At 38.3% G+C, this 21,929-nt stretch carries 24 protein-coding genes; 18 read left to right on the top strand and 6 right to left on the bottom strand.

Annotation, left to right across the window (positions count from 1 at the left end; translation table 11 throughout):
• The coding region (locus ACNKXV_RS04615; RefSeq protein ID WP_417906529.1) for a WD40/YVTN/BNR-like repeat-containing protein at nt 1–1,773 on the bottom strand (1,773 nt) is incomplete at its 3' end.
• 117 nt (nt 1,774–1,890) lie between these two features.
• On the opposite strand from ACNKXV_RS04615, the gene ACNKXV_RS04610 reads away from it, so the two are divergent.
• The 4 genes from ACNKXV_RS04610 (at nt 1,891) to ACNKXV_RS04595 (ending at nt 4,863) form a co-directional block, all read left to right on the top strand.
• Nucleotides 1,891–3,183 carry an aminopeptidase P N-terminal domain-containing protein gene (locus tag ACNKXV_RS04610; protein ID WP_417906528.1) on the top strand — a complete coding sequence of 431 codons (1,293 nt, stop codon included), beginning with the start codon at nt 1,891–1,893 and terminating at the stop codon, nt 3,181–3,183.
• Nucleotides 3,184–3,273: 90 nt separating this feature from the next.
• Nucleotides 3,274–4,053 (top strand): alpha/beta fold hydrolase, encoded by a 780-nt coding sequence (locus ACNKXV_RS04605; RefSeq protein ID WP_417906527.1) that lies wholly within the window; start codon nt 3,274–3,276, stop codon nt 4,051–4,053.
• Between the two features lie 72 nt (nt 4,054–4,125).
• A complete protein-coding gene (locus ACNKXV_RS04600; protein WP_417906526.1) occupies nt 4,126–4,377 on the top strand; it encodes a hypothetical protein in 252 nt (83 codons plus the stop codon).
• 237 nt (nt 4,378–4,614) lie between these two features.
• Entirely contained in the window at nt 4,615–4,863 is a 249-nt protein-coding gene (locus ACNKXV_RS04595; RefSeq protein WP_417906525.1) for a hypothetical protein, read from the top strand.
• On the opposite strand, the gene thiL is transcribed toward ACNKXV_RS04595, so the two are convergent.
• Nucleotides 4,860–5,912 carry a thiamine-phosphate kinase gene (thiL, locus tag ACNKXV_RS04590; protein ID WP_417906524.1) on the bottom strand — a complete coding sequence of 351 codons (1,053 nt, stop codon included), beginning with the start codon at nt 5,910–5,912 and terminating at the stop codon, nt 4,860–4,862. The genes ACNKXV_RS04595 and thiL overlap by 4 nt on opposite strands.
• 224 nt (nt 5,913–6,136) lie before the next feature.
• On the opposite strand from thiL, the gene ACNKXV_RS04585 reads away from it, so the two are divergent.
• From ACNKXV_RS04585 to hflX, 13 genes are all read left to right on the top strand, one after another.
• Nucleotides 6,137–6,466, top strand: a complete 330-nt coding sequence (locus ACNKXV_RS04585) for a HesB/IscA family protein (RefSeq protein WP_417906523.1) — start codon at nt 6,137–6,139, stop codon at nt 6,464–6,466.
• 54 nt (nt 6,467–6,520) lie between these two features.
• Nucleotides 6,521–7,966, top strand: coding sequence for a Fe-S cluster assembly protein SufB (gene sufB / locus ACNKXV_RS04580; protein ID WP_417906522.1), 1,446 nt, complete (start codon nt 6,521–6,523; stop codon nt 7,964–7,966).
• 19 nt (nt 7,967–7,985) lie between these two features.
• Nucleotides 7,986–8,381, top strand: a complete 396-nt coding sequence (locus ACNKXV_RS04575) for a hypothetical protein (RefSeq protein ID WP_417906521.1) — start codon at nt 7,986–7,988, stop codon at nt 8,379–8,381.
• A 34-nt stretch (nt 8,382–8,415) separates the two neighbouring features.
• Nucleotides 8,416–9,165 (top strand): Fe-S cluster assembly ATPase SufC, encoded by a 750-nt coding sequence (gene sufC / locus ACNKXV_RS04570; protein WP_417906520.1) that lies wholly within the window; start codon nt 8,416–8,418, stop codon nt 9,163–9,165.
• A 73-nt stretch (nt 9,166–9,238) separates the two neighbouring features.
• The gene (gene sufD, locus ACNKXV_RS04565) at nt 9,239–10,552 is read left to right on the top strand and encodes a Fe-S cluster assembly protein SufD (protein ID WP_417906519.1); all 1,314 of its coding nucleotides are present in this window, start codon (nt 9,239–9,241) and stop codon (nt 10,550–10,552) included.
• A 17-nt stretch (nt 10,553–10,569) separates the two neighbouring features.
• Nucleotides 10,570–11,808, top strand: coding sequence for an aminotransferase class V-fold PLP-dependent enzyme (locus tag ACNKXV_RS04560; RefSeq protein ID WP_417906518.1), 1,239 nt, complete (start codon nt 10,570–10,572; stop codon nt 11,806–11,808).
• Nucleotides 11,809–12,085: 277 nt separating this feature from the next.
• Nucleotides 12,086–13,063, top strand: coding sequence for a zinc metalloprotease (locus tag ACNKXV_RS04555; RefSeq protein WP_417906517.1), 978 nt, complete (start codon nt 12,086–12,088; stop codon nt 13,061–13,063).
• Between the two features lie 81 nt (nt 13,064–13,144).
• Nucleotides 13,145–13,576: a hypothetical protein gene (locus tag ACNKXV_RS04550; protein ID WP_417906516.1), complete on the top strand. Its 432-nt coding sequence runs from the start codon at nt 13,145–13,147 to the stop codon at nt 13,574–13,576.
• Between the two features lie 37 nt (nt 13,577–13,613).
• Nucleotides 13,614–14,036 carry a SufE family protein gene (locus ACNKXV_RS04545; RefSeq protein WP_417906515.1) on the top strand — a complete coding sequence of 141 codons (423 nt, stop codon included), beginning with the start codon at nt 13,614–13,616 and terminating at the stop codon, nt 14,034–14,036.
• 1 nt (nt 14,037) lies between these two features.
• Entirely contained in the window at nt 14,038–14,361 is a 324-nt protein-coding gene (locus ACNKXV_RS04540) for an iron-sulfur cluster assembly protein (protein WP_026914726.1), read from the top strand.
• Between the two features lie 11 nt (nt 14,362–14,372).
• Nucleotides 14,373–14,885 carry a DUF2480 family protein gene (locus ACNKXV_RS04535; protein ID WP_417906514.1) on the top strand — a complete coding sequence of 171 codons (513 nt, stop codon included), beginning with the start codon at nt 14,373–14,375 and terminating at the stop codon, nt 14,883–14,885.
• A gap of 2 nt (nt 14,886–14,887) precedes the next feature.
• Entirely contained in the window at nt 14,888–15,784 is an 897-nt protein-coding gene (locus tag ACNKXV_RS04530; RefSeq protein ID WP_417906513.1) for a DUF3078 domain-containing protein, read from the top strand.
• Between the two features lie 118 nt (nt 15,785–15,902).
• A complete protein-coding gene (hflX, locus tag ACNKXV_RS04525) occupies nt 15,903–17,126 on the top strand; it encodes a GTPase HflX (protein WP_417906512.1) in 1,224 nt (407 codons plus the stop codon).
• 61 nt (nt 17,127–17,187) lie between these two features.
• On the opposite strand, the gene ACNKXV_RS04520 is transcribed toward hflX, so the two are convergent.
• Both ACNKXV_RS04520 and ACNKXV_RS04515 read right to left on the bottom strand, forming a co-directional pair.
• Complete coding sequence (locus tag ACNKXV_RS04520; RefSeq protein WP_417906511.1) at nt 17,188–17,994, bottom strand: NAD(P)H-binding protein; 807 nt, start codon at nt 17,992–17,994, stop codon at nt 17,188–17,190.
• Nucleotides 17,995–20,316 carry a M28 family peptidase gene (locus ACNKXV_RS04515; RefSeq protein ID WP_417906510.1) on the bottom strand — a complete coding sequence of 774 codons (2,322 nt, stop codon included), beginning with the start codon at nt 20,314–20,316 and terminating at the stop codon, nt 17,995–17,997.
• Between the two features lie 123 nt (nt 20,317–20,439).
• Between ACNKXV_RS04515 and ACNKXV_RS04510 the strand changes: the two genes are divergently transcribed.
• Complete coding sequence (locus tag ACNKXV_RS04510; protein WP_417906509.1) at nt 20,440–20,907, top strand: CBS domain-containing protein; 468 nt, start codon at nt 20,440–20,442, stop codon at nt 20,905–20,907.
• Between the two features lie 48 nt (nt 20,908–20,955).
• Here ACNKXV_RS04510 and ACNKXV_RS04505 read toward each other — a convergent pair whose 3' ends face one another.
• Complete coding sequence (locus ACNKXV_RS04505; protein WP_417906508.1) at nt 20,956–21,264, bottom strand: hypothetical protein; 309 nt, start codon at nt 21,262–21,264, stop codon at nt 20,956–20,958.
• A 229-nt stretch (nt 21,265–21,493) separates the two neighbouring features.
• A complete protein-coding gene (locus ACNKXV_RS04500) occupies nt 21,494–21,841 on the bottom strand; it encodes a hypothetical protein (RefSeq protein WP_417906507.1) in 348 nt (115 codons plus the stop codon).
• Nucleotides 21,842–21,929 lie beyond the last annotated feature (88 nt).

The raw sequence follows: 21,929 nt of genomic DNA, 5'->3' as shown, positions 1-21,929 counted from the left end.
TCTCTCGCCCAGTTCATGTTTTGGCTGGATAAACGTCATGTCCCCGGTTTTACGATTGATACGGAAATAATTTCCAAACTGGTATCCTGTGTAAACTATATCAGGGTTTCTATTATCGATTTCTACCTGCATCCCGTCACCACCCATGATGCTTTTAAAATTGTAGTCTCCGGAAGAATGCCAATCAACACCTTCAGTATTTGTATGTGGTCCGGTCCAAACACCATTATCCTGCAACCCGCCATAAACATTATATGGTTTTTGATTGTCGATGTTTACCGTATAAAATTGACCCACACTTGGAGAGTTGTTTTTCATCCAGTTTTCGCCGTCATCGTAAGAAATATTTATTCCTCCGTCGTTTCCATCAATTAGATGTCCGCTACGGTTTGGATTGATCCAAAGTGCATGATGATCTGCATGAACATTTTCCGCATCAATAGAGCTGAATGTTTTTCCGCCATCCTTCGATTTCAAAATTGGAACACCATAAACATAAATAGCGTCCTTGTCCTGCGGATCCACGTGTATCATTCCAAAATAATATCCGTAACTATAATAAAGGTCGTCAAGGTGATCTTCATGAGTGATCTTCCAGGTTTTTCCGCCATCAATACTTTTGTAAACCTGTGCGCCTATAACAGGAGTGCTGAATAAACGCGAATTCGCATCCTCGAGATACAGGGAAATTTCTTTAGGCTCGATCTCTTCTTTTTTGACCAGATCTTTTACTGAAGCTGCAGTATATTTTTTTGGAAAGTTATTGTCTCTTAAAAAATCTTCCAGTTGATCTTCTTCCAGTTTTAAAAATTCTGACTTTTTCATTTTGTCAAAATCATCTTTTTGAAGTCCGCTGGATTTTTTCTCTTTGGTATCTTTTTCTTTTCTTCTGTCCTGGTTATCTACGATGGCATAAACAGTCTCATCATCAAAAACCGAAATTCCTATTCGGCCTACGCCTTCGCCGGTTGGAAATCCCGATCCTTTTGTGGTGATAAGTGACCAGGTGTTTCCGGCATCTGTACTTTTGTAAATTCCGCTATTTGCACCGCTTTCTCTAAAATCCCAGGCTTTTCGATCCTTATCCCAGGCCGCTGCGTACATTTCATTAAAATTATCCGGATTTACAGCTATATCTATGATCCCGGTTTGCTCATTGATAAATAATTTATTAGACCAGGTTTTTCCACCATCTGTTGTTTTATAAATTCCTCTTTCCTTATTAGGAGTATAAAGGTGACCGGTTACACCAACTATAATTTCATCTGAATTTTCAGGATTTATAAGCACTCTGCTTATATGGTGAGAATCGGGTAAGCCCATATATTCCCAGGAGGCTCCTTTGTCTTCAGATTTTAAAAGGCCTATTCCTGCGTATGAAGATCTTGAGGCATTCACTTCTCCTGTTCCAACCCAAATTGTTCCGTTTTTCCAGTCAACCGCAATATCTCCAATATTTTGAGTAGGACTGTTGTCCATTACCGGAGTAAATGAGGTTCCATTATTATTGGTATACCAAAGCCCTCCGGTTGCATAGGCAGCATAAAATTCGGTTGGATCGTCCGGATTTACCGCAAGGTCTGTAATTCGACCGCTCATAACTGTTGGACCAATATTCTTTAAAGGAATATTTTTAACTACCGAATTCTTTATTAGCGCCTGCTTTTTATCCAGTCCGGATTTTATGTCCTGTCCGGTACTTGCTGAATTCTGAGAAAAAATTGGAGATACGGAAAGTAATAGGGTACTTAGGAATAAGTAATGTTTCTTCATAGTTGATTTAGTAAGTGCTTAAAAATAGGAAAAGCTTTGGTTATCTAAAATTTTAATTCGTTTTATAGCTTTTGCGCTTAATTCCTTTAATTTTGAAGAAATTGAAAAGAATTATTTATGAAATATGACAGGATTGATTCAAAACTCTTTATAAAGAACCGTAAAAACTTCATGGAGAAGATGAAGCCGAACAGTTTAGCGGTCTTTAATTCTAATGATATTTATCCAATTGGTGCAGATAGCACTATGCCTTTTCAGCAAAACAGGGATATTTTTTATTTGAGTGGAGTAGATCAGGATGAAAGCATCCTTGTTCTCTTTCCGGATGCCCCGGAAGAAAAGCATCGCGAAATACTTTTTCTAACCGAAACCAATGAACATATTGCTGTTTGGGAAGGTGCAAAACTTACCAAGGAAGATGCCTTTGAGGTGAGCGGGGTGAAAACTGTTTACTGGATGAAGGATTTTGAAAAGGTGTTTTTTGAAGTAATGACCCAGTGTGAAACAGTTTACTTTAATACCAACGAACATTATCGCGCTAATCATCAAACTGAAACCAGAGATGATAGATTTATAAAATGGTGTAAGGAGAAATATCCGGCACATCAGGTGGCCAAGGCTAATCCAATTTTGCAAAGATTGAGATCTGTGAAAGATCCAATCGAATTGGACTTGATGCAAAAGGCTTGTGATATTACTGAAAAAGCCTTCAGAAGAACTTTGAAATTCGTAAAACCCGGAGTATGGGAATACGAAATTGAAGCGGAGTATTATCACGAGATGATAAGAAACAGGTCTAAAGGTTTTGCATACACTCCTATTATTGCCAGTGGGAATAATGCGAATGTGCTGCATTATATCGAAAATAGACATCAGTGTAAGGCCGGTGATCTTATTCTTTTAGATACAGGTGCCGAGTATGCCAATTATTCCAGTGACCTTAGTAGAACCATTCCGGTTTCAGGAAGATATACAGACAGGCAGAAGCAGGTTTATAATGCTGTAAATAAGGTTAAAAAAGAAGCGACAAAAATGTTGGTTCCGGGAACCATGTGGAAAGAATATCATGTTGAGGTTGGTAAAATGATGACTTCAGAATTGCTGGATCTTGGATTGCTTGATAAAGCAGATGTTCAAAATGAAGATCCGGACTGGCCGGCCTATAAAAAGTATTTCATGCACGGGACCTCTCACCATATTGGTTTGGATACTCACGATTATGGAATTCTTACCGAGCCTATGCAGGCGAATCAGGTATTTACCGTAGAGCCGGGAATCTATTTGCCAGATGAAGGTTTCGGGATTAGGCTTGAGGATGATGTGGTTATTCAGGAAAAAGGGGAACCATTTAACTTAATGAGAAATATTCCTATCGAGATCGAAGAGATCGAGGATATCATGAATTCGTAATCTATCGGATTCAAGGAGATCATAATCTAATATCAATACCGCAAATTCCAGAATGTAAACTTCCGGGTTTGCGGTTTTTTAATTTACAACATGAGTAAGATTCTATATAAGGGTGCAAAGATCCAATATGAGGTGGAGGGCAATAAAGGGAAAGTACCCTTAGTTTTGTTGCATGGCTTTCTGGAGGATTCTTTGATCTGGAGAGAGCTTTTAAAGAAACTAAAGGAGGAGCGGCAAATAATAATTATCGATCTTCCCGGGCATGGAGGTTCTGAGAATATATCTCCGGAGCATTCCATGAGTATGATGGCGGAGGTAGTACACCATATTCTGCTTCATTTGAATATTGCAAAGGTAAGTATGGCAGGACATAGCATGGGAGGCTATGTAAGTTTGGAATTCCTGAAAAAATTTCCTAAGATGTTGCAGAGCATTGTGTTGATCAATTCAACCCCTGTTCAGGATTCGGAAGAAAGGAAAGATGTAAGAGATCGTTCTGTGGAACTGGTAGGTAAAAACAAGAAAGCTTATATAAGCATGGCTATCTCCAATCTGTTTGCCGATGCCAGTCGAGAAAAATATGCGACAGAGATCGATGAATTGAAAATCCGGGCCTTGAAAATGAGTAAGGAGGGAGTGCAGGCAGCTTTAATTGGTATGAAAAATCGTACAAATTTAACCGAAGAATTAAAAAACTTCGAAAATCAAAAGGTCATCATAGCTGCTGATGAAGATCAAATACTGGATATCAGGGAATTAGAAAGGGTTTCAGGCTCCTGTAAATGTGACTTTTTCAGGTTAAAAAATGGCCATAATTCATGGTTGGAAGATCGGAAATCTTTAGTTAAAATAACGCAGTTCATCGAATAAATACACCTTTTTGTCGAATCTATTGAGTTTTTAATTATTTTAGAAATCTAATAATCAGAAATTTAGCCTCCTATGAAAAAAGAGCTTCCTACTTCCTTTTCATTAGCAAAGGTTCAATGCAATCTTTTTGGTCATAAATTAAGGGTGTCCAAGAACATTACCAATCATGTCCATGAGTATAAGTGTAAAACCTGTGGTGTGGAAATGACAGATACCGCAAATGGGTTTTTAGCCAGATTAACTCCTAAATTCAAGGAGACAAACGACTATATCGCAAAGATCCACAGAAAGCGTAAAGAGGTTTTCGTTGCCAAAACAACTTAGTCCTTTCTTTATTTCAATGCCCATTTGCTGTCTTTCATTAAGATATTTCTAACTATGCTCAGGTCTTAGAAAGATTTTTTTTCGGGTCAGGATCCGAAAAGCTAAAGTTAAATTTCCTCACCTGAAAGTCTTACATGTAAAAACCTGTACTGCAAACAAATAAAAATTTTGTTTAACTTTATCTCCTAATTATTGAATTTTTGTTATATCTTATATAAGATTAATAATCAATAGGTTATGGAAGACTATCAGATTCCTTTTTCCTTTGCGCAAATTCGCTGTAAATTTTTCGGTCACCTTTTTAAAATCTCAAAAAATGTGACAGATCATTTACACGAATATAAGTGTGAACATTGCGGGTTGGAAATGACCGATACTGCCAATGGAATATTGGCAAGATTAACCCCAAAATATAGGGAGACCAATGATTATATCTCCCAGATCCATAAGAGACGAAAAAGAAGATTATTAAAAAATGCTTCTTAATCTTTTTCTTCCATAGAGTTCCAACCTCTGGCTATCAATGGTAGTTTTTGATTAGCTCTGGTGATTAAATGCATTCCTTCATTTTCTTCAGTCATATGACCTATTACAGTAAGATGCGGGTTACCTTTTATCTTGTCGAAATCATCTTGTTTTATAGTAAACAAAAGCTCGTAATCTTCCCCTCCACTTAATGCGATCATGGTGCTGTCTATCTGGAATTCTTCACATACAGAGATTACTGCAGGGTCTAATGGAATTTTTTCTTCGAATAAATTAGCGCCTACTTTTGAATGCTTGCATAGGTGAATTATTTCTGAAGATAAACCATCGCTTATATCGATCATAGAAGTAGGTTGAACTCCAAGATCGTTCAATAAAGGCGGGATGTCTTTACGTGCTTCCGGTTTTAACTGGCGTTCAATAAGGTAAGTATACTGGTCAAGATCCGGTTGAGAATTCGGGTTAGCTTTGAAAACTTCTTTTTCTCTTTCAAGAACCTGTAGGCCCATATAAGCTGCACCAAGGTCACCGGTTACTACAAGAAGGTCATTAGCTTTCGCGCCATTACGATAGGTTACCTTTTCTTTTTCGGCGTGCCCAATAGCTGTGACACTTATTAGTAAGCCTGAAGTTGAAGAAGTAGTGTCACCTCCAACCACATCAACATTATAGATCTTGGAAGCAAGCTGGATTCCGGCATACAGCTCTTCGAGGGCTTCTACGGGGAATCTGTTTGATACCGCAATGGAAACCGTAACCTGAGTTGCCGTTCCATTCATGGCATAAATGTCAGATAAATTGACCATAATAGCCTTATAACCCAGGTGTTTCAAAGGCATATAGGCAAGGTCAAAATGTACTCCTTCAATCAAAAGATCGGTACTAATAAGGGTCTCTTTATCTTCAAATCTTACAACCGCTGCATCATCACCAATCGCTTTAACGGTGGATTCAAGTTTAGGGCTGAAGTTCTTGGTTAAATGGTCTATGAGTCCAAATTCTCCTAATTGTGAAAGGTTTGTCTTGTTTTCCTGACTATTCTCAAACATGCAATTGAATTTTAAAGTGCAAAAGTACGATTATAAAATTCAATTAAGAAGAATGCCTTAAAAGCTTTGCAGAAGCAAATTTGTTGCTGAGCCCTAAGAAAACGGGGTGGTTTTTTTGATTGACAAACTCTATTAGTCAATTCTTAAAACAAATGCTTAGTCTATGGTAAAACACTTGCTTTGTAGTATATTTGTGCCCAATTTAGAATTAATCTTTATAGCTTATGATTAAAGTTAGCGAAGAAGCTAAAAAGAAGATTTCTGCTCTTATGACCGAGGAAGGTTTTGATGCTACTGCAGATTATGTGCGAGTAGGAGTTAAGAGTGGAGGTTGTTCTGGTTTGTCTTATGAGCTTAAGTTCGATAAGAGCCAGGCAGAAGGCGATAAGGTCTTCGAAGACAACAATGTGAAAATTGTTGTTGATAAACGCAGTGTGCTGTATCTGGCCGGAACCATTCTTGAATATTCAGGTGGTTTAAACGGAAAAGGATTTGTATTTAACAATCCTAATGCACAAAGAACCTGCGGATGCGGTGAGAGTTTTTCACTGTAAAAACAATTTTAGGTCAATGTAATTTGACGCTGATTAAACTTAGAATTACTTAGAATGGCATATACTGAAGACGATTTAAAGAAAGAGCTCGAAACCAAGGAATATGAATATGGATTTTATACAGATATAGAATCTGATACTTTCCCTGTGGGCTTGAACGAAGATATCGTAAGAGCAATATCCAAGAAAAAAGAAGAGCCGGAGTGGATGACGCAGTGGCGTCTGGAAGCTTACCGTGCGTGGGAAGAAATGATCGAGCCGGAATGGGCGAACGTTCATTATGAAAAACCCAACTTTCAGAATATTTCTTACTATTCTGCACCAAATAAAAAACCAAAGTACGATAGCCTTGATGAGGTAGATCCGGAATTGCTGGATACCTTTAAAAGACTTGGAATTTCTTTGGACGAACAAAAGAAACTGGCCGGGGTGGCTGTAGATGTTGTAATGGATTCTGTATCTGTTACCACTACCTTTAAGAAAACCCTTGCTGAAAAAGGAATTATCTTCTGTTCTATTTCTGAAGCTATTAAAGAGCATCCGGAATTAGTGAAGAAGTATTTAGGGACGGTAGTACCTCAAAAAGATAACTTTTACGCTGCATTGAATTCGGCTGTATTTAGTGATGGATCTTTTTGTTATATCCCAAAAGGGGTTAGATGCCCTATGGAACTTTCTACATATTTCAGAATTAACCAGGCCGGGACAGGTCAGTTTGAAAGAACTCTTGTAGTTGCAGATGAAGATAGTTATGTGAGTTACCTGGAAGGGTGTACTGCTCCAACACGTGATGAGAATCAGCTGCATGCGGCAGTTGTGGAACTTGTTGCTTTGGATGGGTCAGAAATTAAATATAGTACCGTTCAAAACTGGTATCCTGGAAATAAAGAAGGTAAAGGAGGGGTTTACAACTTCGTTACTAAGAGAGGGATCTGTGAGAAGAACGCCAAAATTTCCTGGACTCAGGTAGAGACAGGATCTGCGGTTACCTGGAAATATCCAAGTTGTATCCTAAAAGGAGATAACTCTGTTGGAGAATTCTATTCCATTGCGGTTACTAATAACTATCAGCAGGCAGATACCGGAACAAAAATGATCCACCTTGGTAAGAACACCAAGAGTACTATTATTTCTAAAGGTATTTCTGCGGGACATTCACAAAACTCATATCGTGGTTTGGTTCAAATCAACGGGAGAGCTAAAAATGCGAGAAACTTTTCGCAGTGTGACTCATTGTTGATGGGTAATAAATGTGGAGCGCATACTTTCCCTTATATAGAGGTTAAAAATAAATCTGCTCAGGTAGAGCATGAGGCGACCACTTCCAAGATTGGTGAAGATCAAATTTTTTACTGTAACCAGCGAGGGATTGATACAGAGAAAGCGATCGCTTTGATCGTAAATGGTTTTAGTAAGGAAGTATTAAATAAACTTCCAATGGAGTTTGCTGTGGAAGCTCAAAAATTACTTGAAATTTCTTTAGAAGGATCTGTAGGATAATTCGATTAGAGATTTTGCTATGAAAAAGTTATTTGGATTATTGTTTTTAAGTCTTTTGGCTGTCGCCTGTCAGGATTCAAATCGGCGGGAGATCTTGTCGCCTTTGAACGTGACTAAGGTTCCCGATAGTATTCAGGTTCTAAAAGGTGAATTTGTGCATGTAAAAGGTGCGGCAGTATTAAGAGGAGAAGGTTTTGTGTATGGAGTTTTACAGGATTCCATGTTTTTTAAACTGGCCGATACCTTTTCTACGGTAAAAGCTGAAGACTTTGAAATGGTACCTGTAACTCTAAAAGCCAAGATCGTTCCTAATCCGGAGCAGGAAGGCTGGGAGGAAGTAATTGAAATAAGAGAAATAATGAAAGTACCTGAGGCGAATGCTTCAGATTCATTAGAAAATAGAAATATAAAATAAACAATCTGCTCCGGCAGATTCAGAATTGATAAACATGCTTAAAGTAAAGAATTTACACGCTAAAATAGAAGATAAAGAGATCCTGAAAGGGATCAATCTTGAGGTAAATCCTGGAGAGGTTCACGCTATTATGGGACCAAATGGATCCGGTAAAAGTACTTTATCCTCTGTGCTCGCAGGTAGGGAAGAATATGAAATGACAGAAGGCGAGATCATCTTTGAAGGAAATGATCTTAGTGAAATGGCTCCGGAAGAAAGAGCTCATAAAGGTGTTTTTCTATCTTTTCAATATCCTGTAGAAATTCCGGGTGTATCTGTTACCAACTTTATCAAAACGGCTATTAACGCACAGAGAAAAGCTCATGGCCTGGCAGATATGCCGGCTAATGATATGCTTAAGCTTATCCGTGAAAAGTCTGAAATGTTGGAGATAGACCGTAAATTCTTATCAAGATCTTTAAACGAAGGTTTCTCCGGTGGAGAAAAGAAACGTAATGAGATCTTCCAGATGGCGATGTTGAATCCAAAATTATCAATTCTTGATGAGACCGATTCCGGACTGGATATCGATGCTCTTAGAATTGTAGCTAATGGGGTGAATAAATTAAGAAGCAAAGACAATGCAGTGCTACTTATTACTCACTACCAGAGATTGCTTAATTACATCGTGCCAGATGTGGTACATGTACTTGTAGACGGGAAGATCGTGAAGTCCGGTGGGAAAGAACTGGCTTACGAACTTGAAGAAAGAGGTTACGACTGGGTTAAGCAGGAAACAGTTTAAAATTATTCAGAATTAAAGATTTATCGCAAATAGAGCGATGAGAAACTGAATTTTGAAATTGAAAGTGAACAAAATGGAATTAAAAGATAAACTTGTCTCATCATTTTTAGCCTTTGAAGAGGGGCTGGATCCAAATGAGAATCTGGACAGTTTGAGAAATGAGGCGATTAAGAATTTTGAGAGCCTTGGTTTTCCTACTAAAAAGGATGAGAACTGGAAGTATACTTCACTCAATGCCATCTTAAAACATGATTATAGTATTTTCCCGGAAAGGGAAGATGCCATTGAGTACAGAGATATTAAAAAATATCTTATACATGATATAGATACTTATAATCTGGTATTTATAGATGGTATATTTTCCTCACACCTCTCCCAAACCACTCACGATAAAATCGATGTTTGTTTAATGTCTTCGGCATTAAATAAAGATAAATACCGTGCGGTTATGGAGAATTACTATAATAAGTTAACTCCGGAATCGGGATTGAATTCGTTGAATACAGCATTTGCCAGAGAAGGTGCTTTTATTCATATTGGCAAAAATCAACTTGCAGATAAACCAATTCAAATTATAAATTTCGCCACCGGGAACGAGTCTGCATTATTGCTTCAGCCAAGAAATCTTATCGTTGTTGAAGAAAATTCTCAGGTTCAGATAATCGAAAGACATCAGAGTCTTACAGATCATCCTGTGCTTACCAACTCGGTAACAGAGATCCATGCAGATAAAAGAGCAATGGTGGACTATTATAAAATTCAGAACGACAGAGCTTCAGCATCAATAATCGATAATACTTTTATCGATCAAAAATCTGAAAGCAATGTTTCTGTACATACCTTCTCTTTTGGTGGGAAACTTACCCGTAATAACCTGAATTTTTATCAGAATGGTGAGCGTATAGATTCTACCATGAAGGGTGTTACCATTATTGAAGATAAGCAGCATGTAGATCACAATACGCTGGTTCACCATATAGAGCCAAACTGTGAAAGTCATCAGGATTATAAAGGTATTTATGCCGATAAATCTGTAGGTGTATTTAACGGAAAAGTTGTGGTTGAAAAGGAAGCTCAGAAAACAAATGCTTACCAGTCTAATAACAACATACTTTCAGACGATACAGCGACCATCAATTCAAAGCCTCAATTGGAGATCTTTGCAGATGATGTGAAATGTAGTCACGGTTGTACTATTGGTCAGCTGGACGAGGAAGCATTATTTTACCTTCAGTCAAGAGGAATTCCAAGAAAAGAGGCCAGAGGTCTTTTGATGTATGCCTTTGCAAATAATGTACTTGAAAGCGTAAAGATTCCTGAAGTCAAAAAACGTATCAATAAGCTTATTGCTACCAAGCTTGAGGTGGACCTTGGTTTCAACTTATAAAATAAAATTTTAGAAGGATGGGGCAGCACACTCAGGTAAAGGCTTTTGATGTGGAAAAAATTCGGAAGGATTTTCCAATTCTTAACCGTGAGGTTAACGGCTATCCTTTGGTGTATCTTGATAATGCCGCGACCGCGCAAACACCTGTACAGGTGATGGACGCCATCGTGGACTATTATTCAAATTATAATGCCAATATTCATCGCGGCGTGCATTCGCTTTCACAGGAAGCTACCGATAAGTATGAACAGGCAAGAATAAAAATTCAGAAGCATTTTAATGCTGAAAAGGCTCACGAGATCATATTTACCTCGGGTACCACTCATGGTATTAATATGGTTGCGAGTGGTTTTGCATCACTTTTAAAAGAAGGGGATGAGATCCTGGTTTCGGCTCTGGAGCACCACTCTAATATTGTTCCCTGGCAAATGCTCTGTGAAAAGACAGGAGCCATTCTTAAAGTTATTCCCATGAATCAAAATGGGGAGCTTATTTATTCTGAATTAGAAAAATTATTGGGAGACAGAACCAGGGTTGTATTCCTAAACCATGTTTCAAACGCATTGGGGACAGTCAATCCGATTAAAAAGATCATTGACGCTGCTCATGAATTCGGGGCAGCAGTTCTTATAGACGGTGCTCAGGCGGCACCTCATATTAAAGCCGATGTTCAGGAACTGGATGTCGATTTTTATGTGGTTTCTGCTCATAAAATGTGCGGGCCTACGGGAGTAGGGATGCTTTATGGAAAAGAAGAGTGGCTTGAAAAATTACCACCTTATCAGGGTGGTGGAGAAATGATCGCCACGGTAAGTTTTGAAAAAACCACCTATGCCGGTCTCCCTCATAAATTTGAAGCCGGGACTCCGAATATTTGCGGAGGAATAGCTTTTGGAGCGGCCCTGGATTATATGAATGCCATTGGGTTTGATGCCATTGCCGAATATGAACATGGACTTCTGGAATACGCAACCGCTAAGCTGAAGGAAATTGAAGGGATGAAGATTTATGGTGAAGCCAGTGAAAAAACTGCTGTAATTTCTTTTAACGTGGAAGGTTTGCATCCTTACGATATAGGAACTCTTGTTGATAAAATGGGAATTGCGGTTAGAACCGGACATCATTGTGCTCAACCGGTTATGGAATTCTATAAAATTCCGGGAACGGTAAGAGCCTCATTTGCCTTTTATAATACCACAGAAGAAGTTGACAGGTTTATAGAGGCGGTGAAAAAAGCAGTGATGATGCTTCAATAAAATTTTCACGACGAAATAATATTAAATTTTAACATTTATAGGAATCCGACTCATGCTCTGCTGTGTCGGATTTTTTATTGCTTATCTCCGTCTGGAGATTCTGTTATGTTAACTATTCCCTAATAATTTGGTTATATTGAACTCGTGTTCTTTAGAAAATCTTCTGAAGTTGTGCCAAATATTCAATTTTTAAACCAATTAATTGCAAAGTCGGCAATTCAATCCCCAGGCCCAACACTTAAGAATTACCACCGGCTTTACCCTAAAACCTTATTAAATGAAAAGAATTTATCTTTTGGCCTCGGCCTTAACTCTCGTATTTGCCTCCTGTCAAAAATCAGGTGAAGAAATTATCGATCAAAACCTAGCTAACCAGGAAACTGAAGTATTCGCTATTGCCAAAGAACAATGTGGAACCATGGGTGTTCTTGAGGAGAATATTGCTAAAAACCCCGAGCTAATTCAAAGTATGGAGGCGGTGGAAGCTCATACCAAAATGGCGATCAAACATGGAATGACCAAAAGACTGGCTGCAGATGGGAAAATTGAAATCCCGGTAGTATTTCATGTGATCTATAATAAATCCAGTGAGAATATTCCACTTGGTCAATTAGAAGATCAAATTGTGGCCTTAAACGAAGATTTTAGCTTAAATAATCCGGGAAGAAATTCTATTCCTTCTGAATTTTCTTCAGTTGAAGCTAACATAGGTGTTAGGTTCGTACTGGAAGATGTGATTAGAGTAAAAACAAAAAAACGCCGTTGGAGACCAGATGATAGTATGAAGTTCTCTTCAAGTGGTGGATCTGATGTGGTAAATCCTCAGGAATTTCTTAACATCTGGGTAGTAGGAAATATGCCATACAGAGGAGGAAATATTCTTGGTTACGCCCAGTTCCCGGGTGGTAGCTGGTCTACAGATGGGGTTGTGATGGATCACAGGTTTACCGGAACAACTCAGTATTCTACCGGAAGAACGGCTACTCACGAAGTAGGTCACTGGTTGAACCTTCGTCACATTTGGGGTGATGGTGGTTGTGGAGCTACAGATTATGTAGATGACACTCCAGATTCTGATGCTCCTTCCAGAGGTTGTCCTTCTTATCCAACTGTAAATTGTGGAACAGCAGATATGACCATGAATTTCATGGATTATTCAGATGACCCATGTTTGAACATGTTTACAGAAGGTCAAAAAGTAAGAATGTTAAGCGTTTTCGCTAACGGCGGATTCCGTGCGAGCATGGCCGACTAACATTCAGTTAATAAAATATAAAAAAGGCACCTTTACGGTGCCTTTTTTCGTAATATACCTTAATTCTAAATTCAGATTAAAATGAGAATTTCAATAGTAAGCTTTCTTATGGTGTTTTTTGCGATTAATGACTGCAGTCATCAGGAATTAAGTTCAATACAATCTTTTAGTTATGAGACTTTCACAAGAGGATCTGCAACGGTTTATACAATTACTCCGGAAATGATAAATATAAAAAGTACCGGGCTGGAAGCCGGAGAGTCATCAGCCAAAATCCAGAAGAAAGATTGGGAGTCTCTGGTCAATAAAGCTCAAAAGGTGAATATAAACGAGATTAGCCGGTTGAAAGCCCCGTCGGAGTCAAGAGCATCAGATGCAGCCTTACATGCGATCCTGAGCGTGCGTAAGAATGACACTGTTTACAAGACTAATTCATTTGATCACGGGAATGCTCCATCTGAGGTAAAACCATTGGTACAGGCTATTTTAAGATTGGCAGAAAATGTTGAATAGCACTAATGCTTATTGTACTTTTGTATAAAATTGTTATATGACGATTCAGGAAAAACAAAATGAGGTAATTGATGAGTTTGCGATGTTCGACGACTGGATGCAGCGTTATGAATATATGATCGAACTTGGAAAATCTTTACCTCTAATAGACGAGAAATATAAGATAGACGAAAACCTGATCAAAGGCTGCCAAAGTAAAGTTTGGGTACATGCCGAGCTGGAAGGTGATAAACTGGTTTTTACTGCAGATAGTGATGCTATAATTACCAAAGGGATCGTAGCAATTCTTATTAGAGTATATTCCAACCAGCATCCATCAGAAATTCTGGAGGCAGATACTCAGTTTATCGATGAAATAGGACTTAAGGAGCATCTTTCTCCAACCCGTGCAAATGGACTGGTAAGCATGATCAAACAATTAAAAATGTATGCGATAGCATATCAAACTCAATTAAATTAAAATGGAGCAGGAAATAAATACACAGGAACTGGGAGAAAAGATCGTAACTGTTCTTAAAACCATCTATGATCCCGAAATTCCGGTAGACATATACGAATTAGGTCTTATCTATGACGTAATGGTTAGTACAGATTATGATGTGAAAATACTCATGACGCTTACTACGCCTAACTGTCCGGTTGCAGAAACCCTGCCTTTGGAAGTAGAGGAGAAAGTAAAATCCCTTGATATGGTTAAAGATGCTGAGGTGGAGATCACTTTTGATCCACCATGGAGTCAGGACCTTATGAGTGAAGGTGCAAAACTGGAATTAGGATTATTATAAAAACTTTTTGAATGGCAGAAGAGATCGTAAACAGGGTCGCTCAAAGTAAATTGGAAACCTTCGATCTTGAAGACTTTTATCCAAAAGGAGAACGCAAAGAATTTGATCTTAGCCAGTGGTTGTTGGAAGGTTTTGTACTTCGTGAAAAGGACTTTCGTGAAAATGCTAAAAACCACGACTGGAGTACTTATCAGGACGCTTTTGTTGCAATAAGCTGTTCTACAGATGCAATCGTGCCTTCGTGGGCGTATATGCTTATTGCCTCTTATTTACATCCCTTTGCAAAGAAGGTGGTAACCGGAGATCTTGAAACTTTGGAAAGCCATCTTTACATGGAAATTATTAGTGAACTTGATGTAAATCATTTAAAGGATAAGCCCGTGATCATTAAAGGCTGTTCTAATAAACCAGTTCCTAAAAATGCCTATTTGTTTCTATTGAACAAATTGCAACCTGTTGCTAAGAGTATCATGTATGGAGAGGCCTGCTCCTCTGTACCCTTATTTAAGAAACCAAAAAATTAATTATGAAGAGAATTTTACTATCTGTATTCACCTTGCTTTTTTCTGTAGCAGTAATGGCGCAGGAAGAAAAAGACTCCATCCCTCCAAACGGATGGGAAACTGAAGGAAATTTTCAGTTATTATTTAATCAATCGGCGTTTAATAAAGAATGGACCGGTGGTGGAACCTCCAGTATCGCCGGGAACCTGACTGTAGATTATCAATTTAACTATAGAAATGACGAATTTACCTGGGATAACCGGATTCTCGCCAATTATGGACTTACGAAAGTTAAAGGTGATGAATTTGCCAGAAAGACCAGTGACAGGATTGAGTTCAATTCTATTGCCGGGAAGCAGATCGACAGCAAGAACTTTTATTATTCCTGGTTCCTGAATTTCCGAACACAGATCGACAAAGGATATAAATTTTCCAAGGATGCGGTGACTGGAGAAGTTGTGAGAACTGAAACCACTCATTTCTTATCCCCGGGTTATTTACAAACCGGACCTGGCATCATGTATAAGCCCAACGATAATTTTATTCTGAATTTTGCTCCGGCGACAGCGCGTTTCATTTTCGTAGATAGCGATTTCACGACCCGTCCCGGATATGTAGACGGAGATTACTTTGGCCTTGATCAGGGAAAATCCATGCGTTTTGAATTGGGTGCTGCTCTTAGTGCTTATTTGAGTTACGATGTGGTAGAGAATGTGAATATGGAGCATACGCTTTCGCTTTACTCGAACTACCTGGACAACCCGCAGAATGTAGATATAGATTACCTGTTAAATGTAAATATGGGAATCAACGATTATCTTTCAGCTAACCTTATATTTCAGGCGATCTATGATGATAATGCTGTTGGAGCATTTCAAATTAGAGAAGTATTTGGATTGGGTCTGAATTTCGGATTCTAAAACATAAAATACATATTTAGAAAAAGGTCCGTTTTAAACGGGCCTTTTTCAGTTAAAATTTTGTTGAAGTATTTTTCAGCATTGAGCTGATTGCGCAGTATTGATTATCTTTACCCTTATGATAGAAAAGACCGATTTATCTTACGAAAGAACTGTTCTTGTTGGTATTGTAACCAAAGATCAGGACCATGAAAAACTGGAAGAATATCTTGATGAACTTGAATTTCTAACCTACACAGCCGGAGGAGAAGTGATTAAAAGATTCTCCCAAAGGCTGGACAGGCCAGATCCTAAAACCTTTATTGGTTCGGGGAAAATGAACGATGTAAAGGAATTTGCAGATGAGAATGATATAGGAGCTGTGATCTTTGATGATGAGCTTTCGCCGGCGCAGCAAAAGAATATTGAGAAGATCCTAAAATGTAAGATCCTTGACAGAACCGGTCTTATCCTGGATATTTTTGCGCAACGGGCAAAAACAAGCTACGCAAGAACCCAGGTGGAACTGGCACAATATGAGTATTTGTTGCCGAGACTTGCAGGAATGTGGACTCACCTTGAGAGACAGCGAGGGGGTATTGGTATGCGTGGACCCGGTGAAACCGAAATTGAAACTGACCGTAGGATCGTTCGGGACAAGATTTCCCTGCTTAAGAAAAAACTGGATACCATAGACCGGCAAATGGAGGTACAGCGCGGTAATCGCGGACAATTGGTTAGGGTAGCACTGGTTGGGTATACCAACGTGGGAAAATCTACCTTGATGAACGTTATTAGTAAAAGTGACGTGTTTGCCGAGAACAAACTATTTGCAACGCTGGATACTACCGTTAGAAAGGTTGTAATACGCAATTTGCCGTTCCTTTTAAGTGATACGGTGGGATTCATTAGAAAGTTGCCTACGCAGCTTGTAGAGTCCTTTAAATCCACCCTGGATGAGGTGAGAGAAGCAGATCTGTTATTACACGTGGTGGATATTTCACATCCTAATTTTGAAGATCATATCGATTCGGTAAACCAAATTCTTACTGAAATTGAAGCGATCGGTAAACCAACAATTATGGTTTTTAATAAGATCGACGCCTATACACAGGAAACTATTGAAGAGGACGATCTAATGACCGAAAGGACTTCAGCACATTATAGTCTAAAGGAATGGAAAAGAACCTGGATGAACAGGATGGGCGATAATGTATTGTTTATTTCTGCCCTTAATAAGGAGAATTTTGAAGACTTCAGAAAGAAGGTTTACGAGACAGTAAGAGAAATTCATATTACCAGATTCCCGTATAATAATTTCCTTTATCCGGAATATGATAAATATGGAGAAGAGAAGGACTAACTCCTGATCATAAAAACTTAGAACCCGAATGATTTAGATCTGAATCATTCGGGTTTTTTATTTAGGAGATGGGATGTTTAAACTCAAAGTCCAACTCCCTGATGATCTTATCTGAGCTTATAATTTTCCCTTTAGCCTCCTCATTTTTCCGGAACTGCGGAAGCCCTAGATTTTTAGATTTTGCCATAGTGGTATAATAATCTGCTTTTAAAGGATGTTCCGGGTATACCAGATTCCAGACAGAATTGTCTTCTTTTTCCTTTATCAACAAAGAAATAGCTCTAATGCAATCCTTCTGGTGGATAAGATTAACCGGAGCCTCCGGGGATGAAATATTTTCCCTGCCGGCAAGATGATAAATCGGATGCCTGTTTTCGCCAATTAAACCTCCAAATCTTAAAACCGAAGTTTGAAAATTGGAATTGTCCAACAACAGCAATTCAGCGTTTCGCAATTGGATGGCGGTTGGAGAAGAATTATCGGTTTTGCTTTCCTCAGAATATTCCGGATTTCCCATTTCATCTGGATAAACCGAAGTGGAGCTGATGAAAATCACCTTTTCACAGTGGGCCTTTTCTATATAAGGCACCAGGTTCCGGATCTTCTTTACAAAATTTGAATCCGGATTTTTTCTTAATCCCGGTGGAATATCCACGATCAAAACATCAATGCCAGAAAGGAAGGAACTAATGTCTCCCTGGACTCCTTTTTCAAATAGTTTGATCGAGTAAGGGATGATCCCTGCCTTTCTTAGATCGCTCATTTTTTCCATTCTCGTTACAGAACCCTTTACTTCATGGTTTTGTGAAATAAGTTCCTTTGCTAATGGCAGTCCCAGCCATCCGCATCCTAATATCGCTACCTTCATTTATTCTATGGTGAGAGTTTTCTTTATAATAGTGGCATCGTTTACCACAAATGGTTTTGGTATCATTCCGGCCGGTCTTTCCTTAACATCCAATTCCGGATTTTCAAGAAGGTCATAAGCCGTTTCGTAAATAGTAAATTCCGGTCTGTCTTCCTTTTTTATGCTGAATTCAATTCGAAGAGTGTCACGGTTGGAAGCATGATAGGTCAATAGCCTTTCTTTCCAACGCCTCGTAAACATATGAAATTTGTTCTGTCCCAGATCTTGTCCTTCTGCAAGCATATCGTTAACCCTACAACTTTGAAAATCCACATCCCGGGTTTCGAAGATCTCGATCCGGTTTACATTCCTGTTTGGGGCAATCTTCAGGGAGAAACTGCGCAGGTTGGCAGTACTATCCAGGGAAATTTCCTTTAATATAATTCCGGGTTCTTTTAATTCAATTACCGGAGCATCAGCATATCTTTTAAAATTGCTGCCATATTTACTTTGAAAACCAGATTCAGTCCCCATACCTTCAGTAGCATCTTCAGCAAAATAATTTTTGGTCCAATCGTCCAGCATTCCGTCATAAGAATTCCATGTCGCAGTTTGGTTATCTACATCCAGAAGATATACCAGGCTATTAGGTTTAGGTCTTTCCGAAGAAAAATTTGAATTGAAATGAGCAGTGATAAGAAATATACTGGCTATAAGAAAACACAGGTAGGCGAAAGATTTCAGTCTTTTAAAATATAGGAACAGAGGAAGAAAAAGGGAAAATAAAAGACTGATTAGAACTGCTGTTCCAAATAGCATTTTTAATCCTAATGCTACCGGTAAATTATATATAAATGGTAAAATAAGGAACAGGGCCGGAAAGGAAAGTAGCGCCATTAAAATCCTGTTTGGGCGCTTTTGCCTTATCATTACAAATAATTGTAATAAGCCCATGAATACGGGAATTATAAAGTAAGAAGCCCCTGTTAAATAGATTGAAATTAAAGTGCATAAACTTATCCAGATTCCTAATGGTGCTATAAAACCGGAAGCCCGCCTGCTTTCGCTTAGGAAATAATGATAAACTAAAAACGAAATCGCCAGTGCCAAAAATATGGATAAGGTGATATAGAAATAGCCATTATAAGTGAATCCATGTTCCATTTCAGCATATTCAGGATATAGATACAGGCAAAATTTCCATAAGGCCCAAACTGCAACTCCGGAGAGAAGGCTGCTTATGATCACGGGAAGAAACCCTTTTAATAGCAGTAAAAAATCCAGACGTTCCCTGCGAAAACCATAAACCAGCAGCAAAATAAAAATCAGGATCGCAACCACTAACATGGGTATCACCCAATCAAATGGATATGAAACAAACTCTCCAAAGGGTAGGTTGAAATATATAAGGTCCCGATCGCTATTAAGCTGGGACAGATCATTTTTGCTAAAATAATCCAGCAACGGCATTAAATACGCACCCTGATGAGCAAGTGTATTTAGATCTAAATTTTCTGAATTATCTCTAGCTGTATGATAGTTAAAATGATTGTCTATAAAAGCAAAATTATATCCGTTGATATCGCCTTTTTCTCTGAGAACGGTTAGATCTGTATCATTCGGTAACATCTTGTAAATACTATATGCAAGAGAATTGCTTACCGGGAATTTAATCTTAGCATTCTGAAATGCCTCGATTAACCGGGCGTTCCCGTTGTTGGTTTCAAGCAACATATATGGATTCCCCGCACTACCTCTCGCTTCAAAATTAAGGGCCACTTTTGCATCTTTAGCCCAAGGATGGTCTTTAATAAAAATTTCAGCACCATTTAAGCCAAGTTCCTCTGCATCTGTAAAGAGGATAATGATATCATTTACCGGTTTAGTTTCCTTTTTCAAAAACGCGCTGACCCCTTCCAGAATTGTTCCCACTCCACTGGCAGCATCACTGGCGCCAAATGAGGAGTGAGGAGCACTGTCATAATGGGTCATCAATATCACGGCTTCGCCATTTCCACTTCCTTTGATCCGGGTTAGAATGTTTTGTGGTTTTACCAGGATTCCATTGGCATTCAAATGGTAGTCTTCCTGAGTTTGCACTTCCAGACCTAATTGCTGTAGTTGGTCTACAATATAATTTCTCACCTTACTGTGAGCAGGGCTTCCAACGTAGTGCGGCTTTTGAGAGATCGCTTCTACATGAGCAAAAGCCCTATCTGTTGAAAACTGAGTGGGGGAGACTTTTTGATCTTTTTGAGATTGCGGTTGATCGAAATTAAAGGTGAGCCAGACGCCCATAATAATGAGAAGAAAAGCAATTAAGCCGGAAAATCTTTTATTCATGAAGTAAGAATCAAAGCTCTTAAAGTTAAATAAGTTTTTGAGACTGCAAGAATGAATTCCTCTACTTAGCATTTTATTTAATTTTCCTTATATTTAAGTAATTGTGAATCAAATGTTTGGACTATGGGAATTAAAAATTTTATGGGAAAAAGAGCAGCGCCGGAAAAGGAAGCTGAAGTACCAATGTTAGTGAGAGATTATATGGCGCAAAACCTTGTAACCTTCAGGGAACATGAGAATGTCATGGATGTGATGGAAAAACTTATAAAGCATAGCATTTCGGGAGGCTGCGTGGTGAATGAAAGAAATGAATTACTGGGAATAATTTCTGAAGGGGATTGCATGAAACAAATTTCAGATAGCAGGTATTATAATATGCCCATGAATGATCTTACTGTAGGCAAACGAATGAATACCACTGTAGAAACCATTGATGGAAACATGAATGTGCTGGATGCCGCCAAAAAATTCATTGAATTAAAATTCAGAAGGTTTCCAATTGTGGATGAAGGTAAACTGGTTGGACAAATAAGTCAGAAAGATGTTCTTAAAGCTGCTTTGCGATTAAAAGGACAAAACTGGCATCATTAATTCTCCCTTGAAGATAAAAATGACTTTACCATGTTTCTCACGTTGTGATTAACACGGACTCCAGTATGTTATCGAAATCAATTTCCTATTCCTTAGTTCAAACTGATATCCGTCTTCACTCGTCTTATTTTTATTGGGAATTACCACATCCCCTGAATTATTCTTTAAATCTTTAAAATAAGACTCACCAAAGATTTTTATTAATTCGGTAATGGTGGTTTTATTATTCAGTTGATACTCCTTATAGAATATACAAGTTGCTTCCTCGTTAAAGTTAATTTGATCAAGAATAAATAGGTCTTCTTCGTTCCCCGTAAACTGTACATGTTTATAATCAAGAGTTTCAAAATCTTTCAATTGCTCGCTGGAAGAAAGAAATCCACATTCGTATTCCGGATCATAAATGTTTAATGGAATTCCTTAGGTTTCAATTATTTTATCTTCTGAAGTATATCCTGAAATTTCCCTGTAATTTAATTGGCGAAGTCAATATGCTGAGCAGGATTATTTTGGATTAGTAGAGTTGTAAATAGGATATAAAGAAACTTAATGTTTTTTGGGTTAGAGGTTTAGGGACCTTGAAATTTTAATTTTTTTTGACCAGTGCAAAGAACTCATTCTCCAGTTTTAAATAACCCTGATCATATACAAAGAAATACTGATTCCCTGTTTTTGTGGTATAAATGCTGGTGAATAATTCAAAATCAAAACCTTTGGAAAGCAATTTAGACTTGGGAACAGAAGTCTTTCCGGATGGATTCAATTCCTGAAGGATCCTGTAATTTTTCCTCAGGGAATTATTAGTGTTCCTTATCAAATTACTGGAATCTTTATTAATACGGTTATGGTAAGCATTTCTGCAGTAATCACTGCAATACTTCTTATCTGTTCTTCCAACGATCTTTTCACCGCATTCTTCACAGGTCTTTTGCATAATTAAATATAGAAAAAAATATCCACTACGGTGAAGGATAAAATTAATGAAAATGATCGGCTATTAAATTTTAAATTTCTGGCCCTGG

Origin of the sequence: Christiangramia aquimixticola, assembly GCF_048285835.1 — a bacterium.
Taxonomy (GTDB): domain Bacteria; phylum Bacteroidota; class Bacteroidia; order Flavobacteriales; family Flavobacteriaceae; genus Christiangramia; species Christiangramia aquimixticola.
The sequence above is the reverse complement of the archived record's forward strand: the minus strand, read 5'-3'. Positions and strand labels throughout refer to the sequence as shown.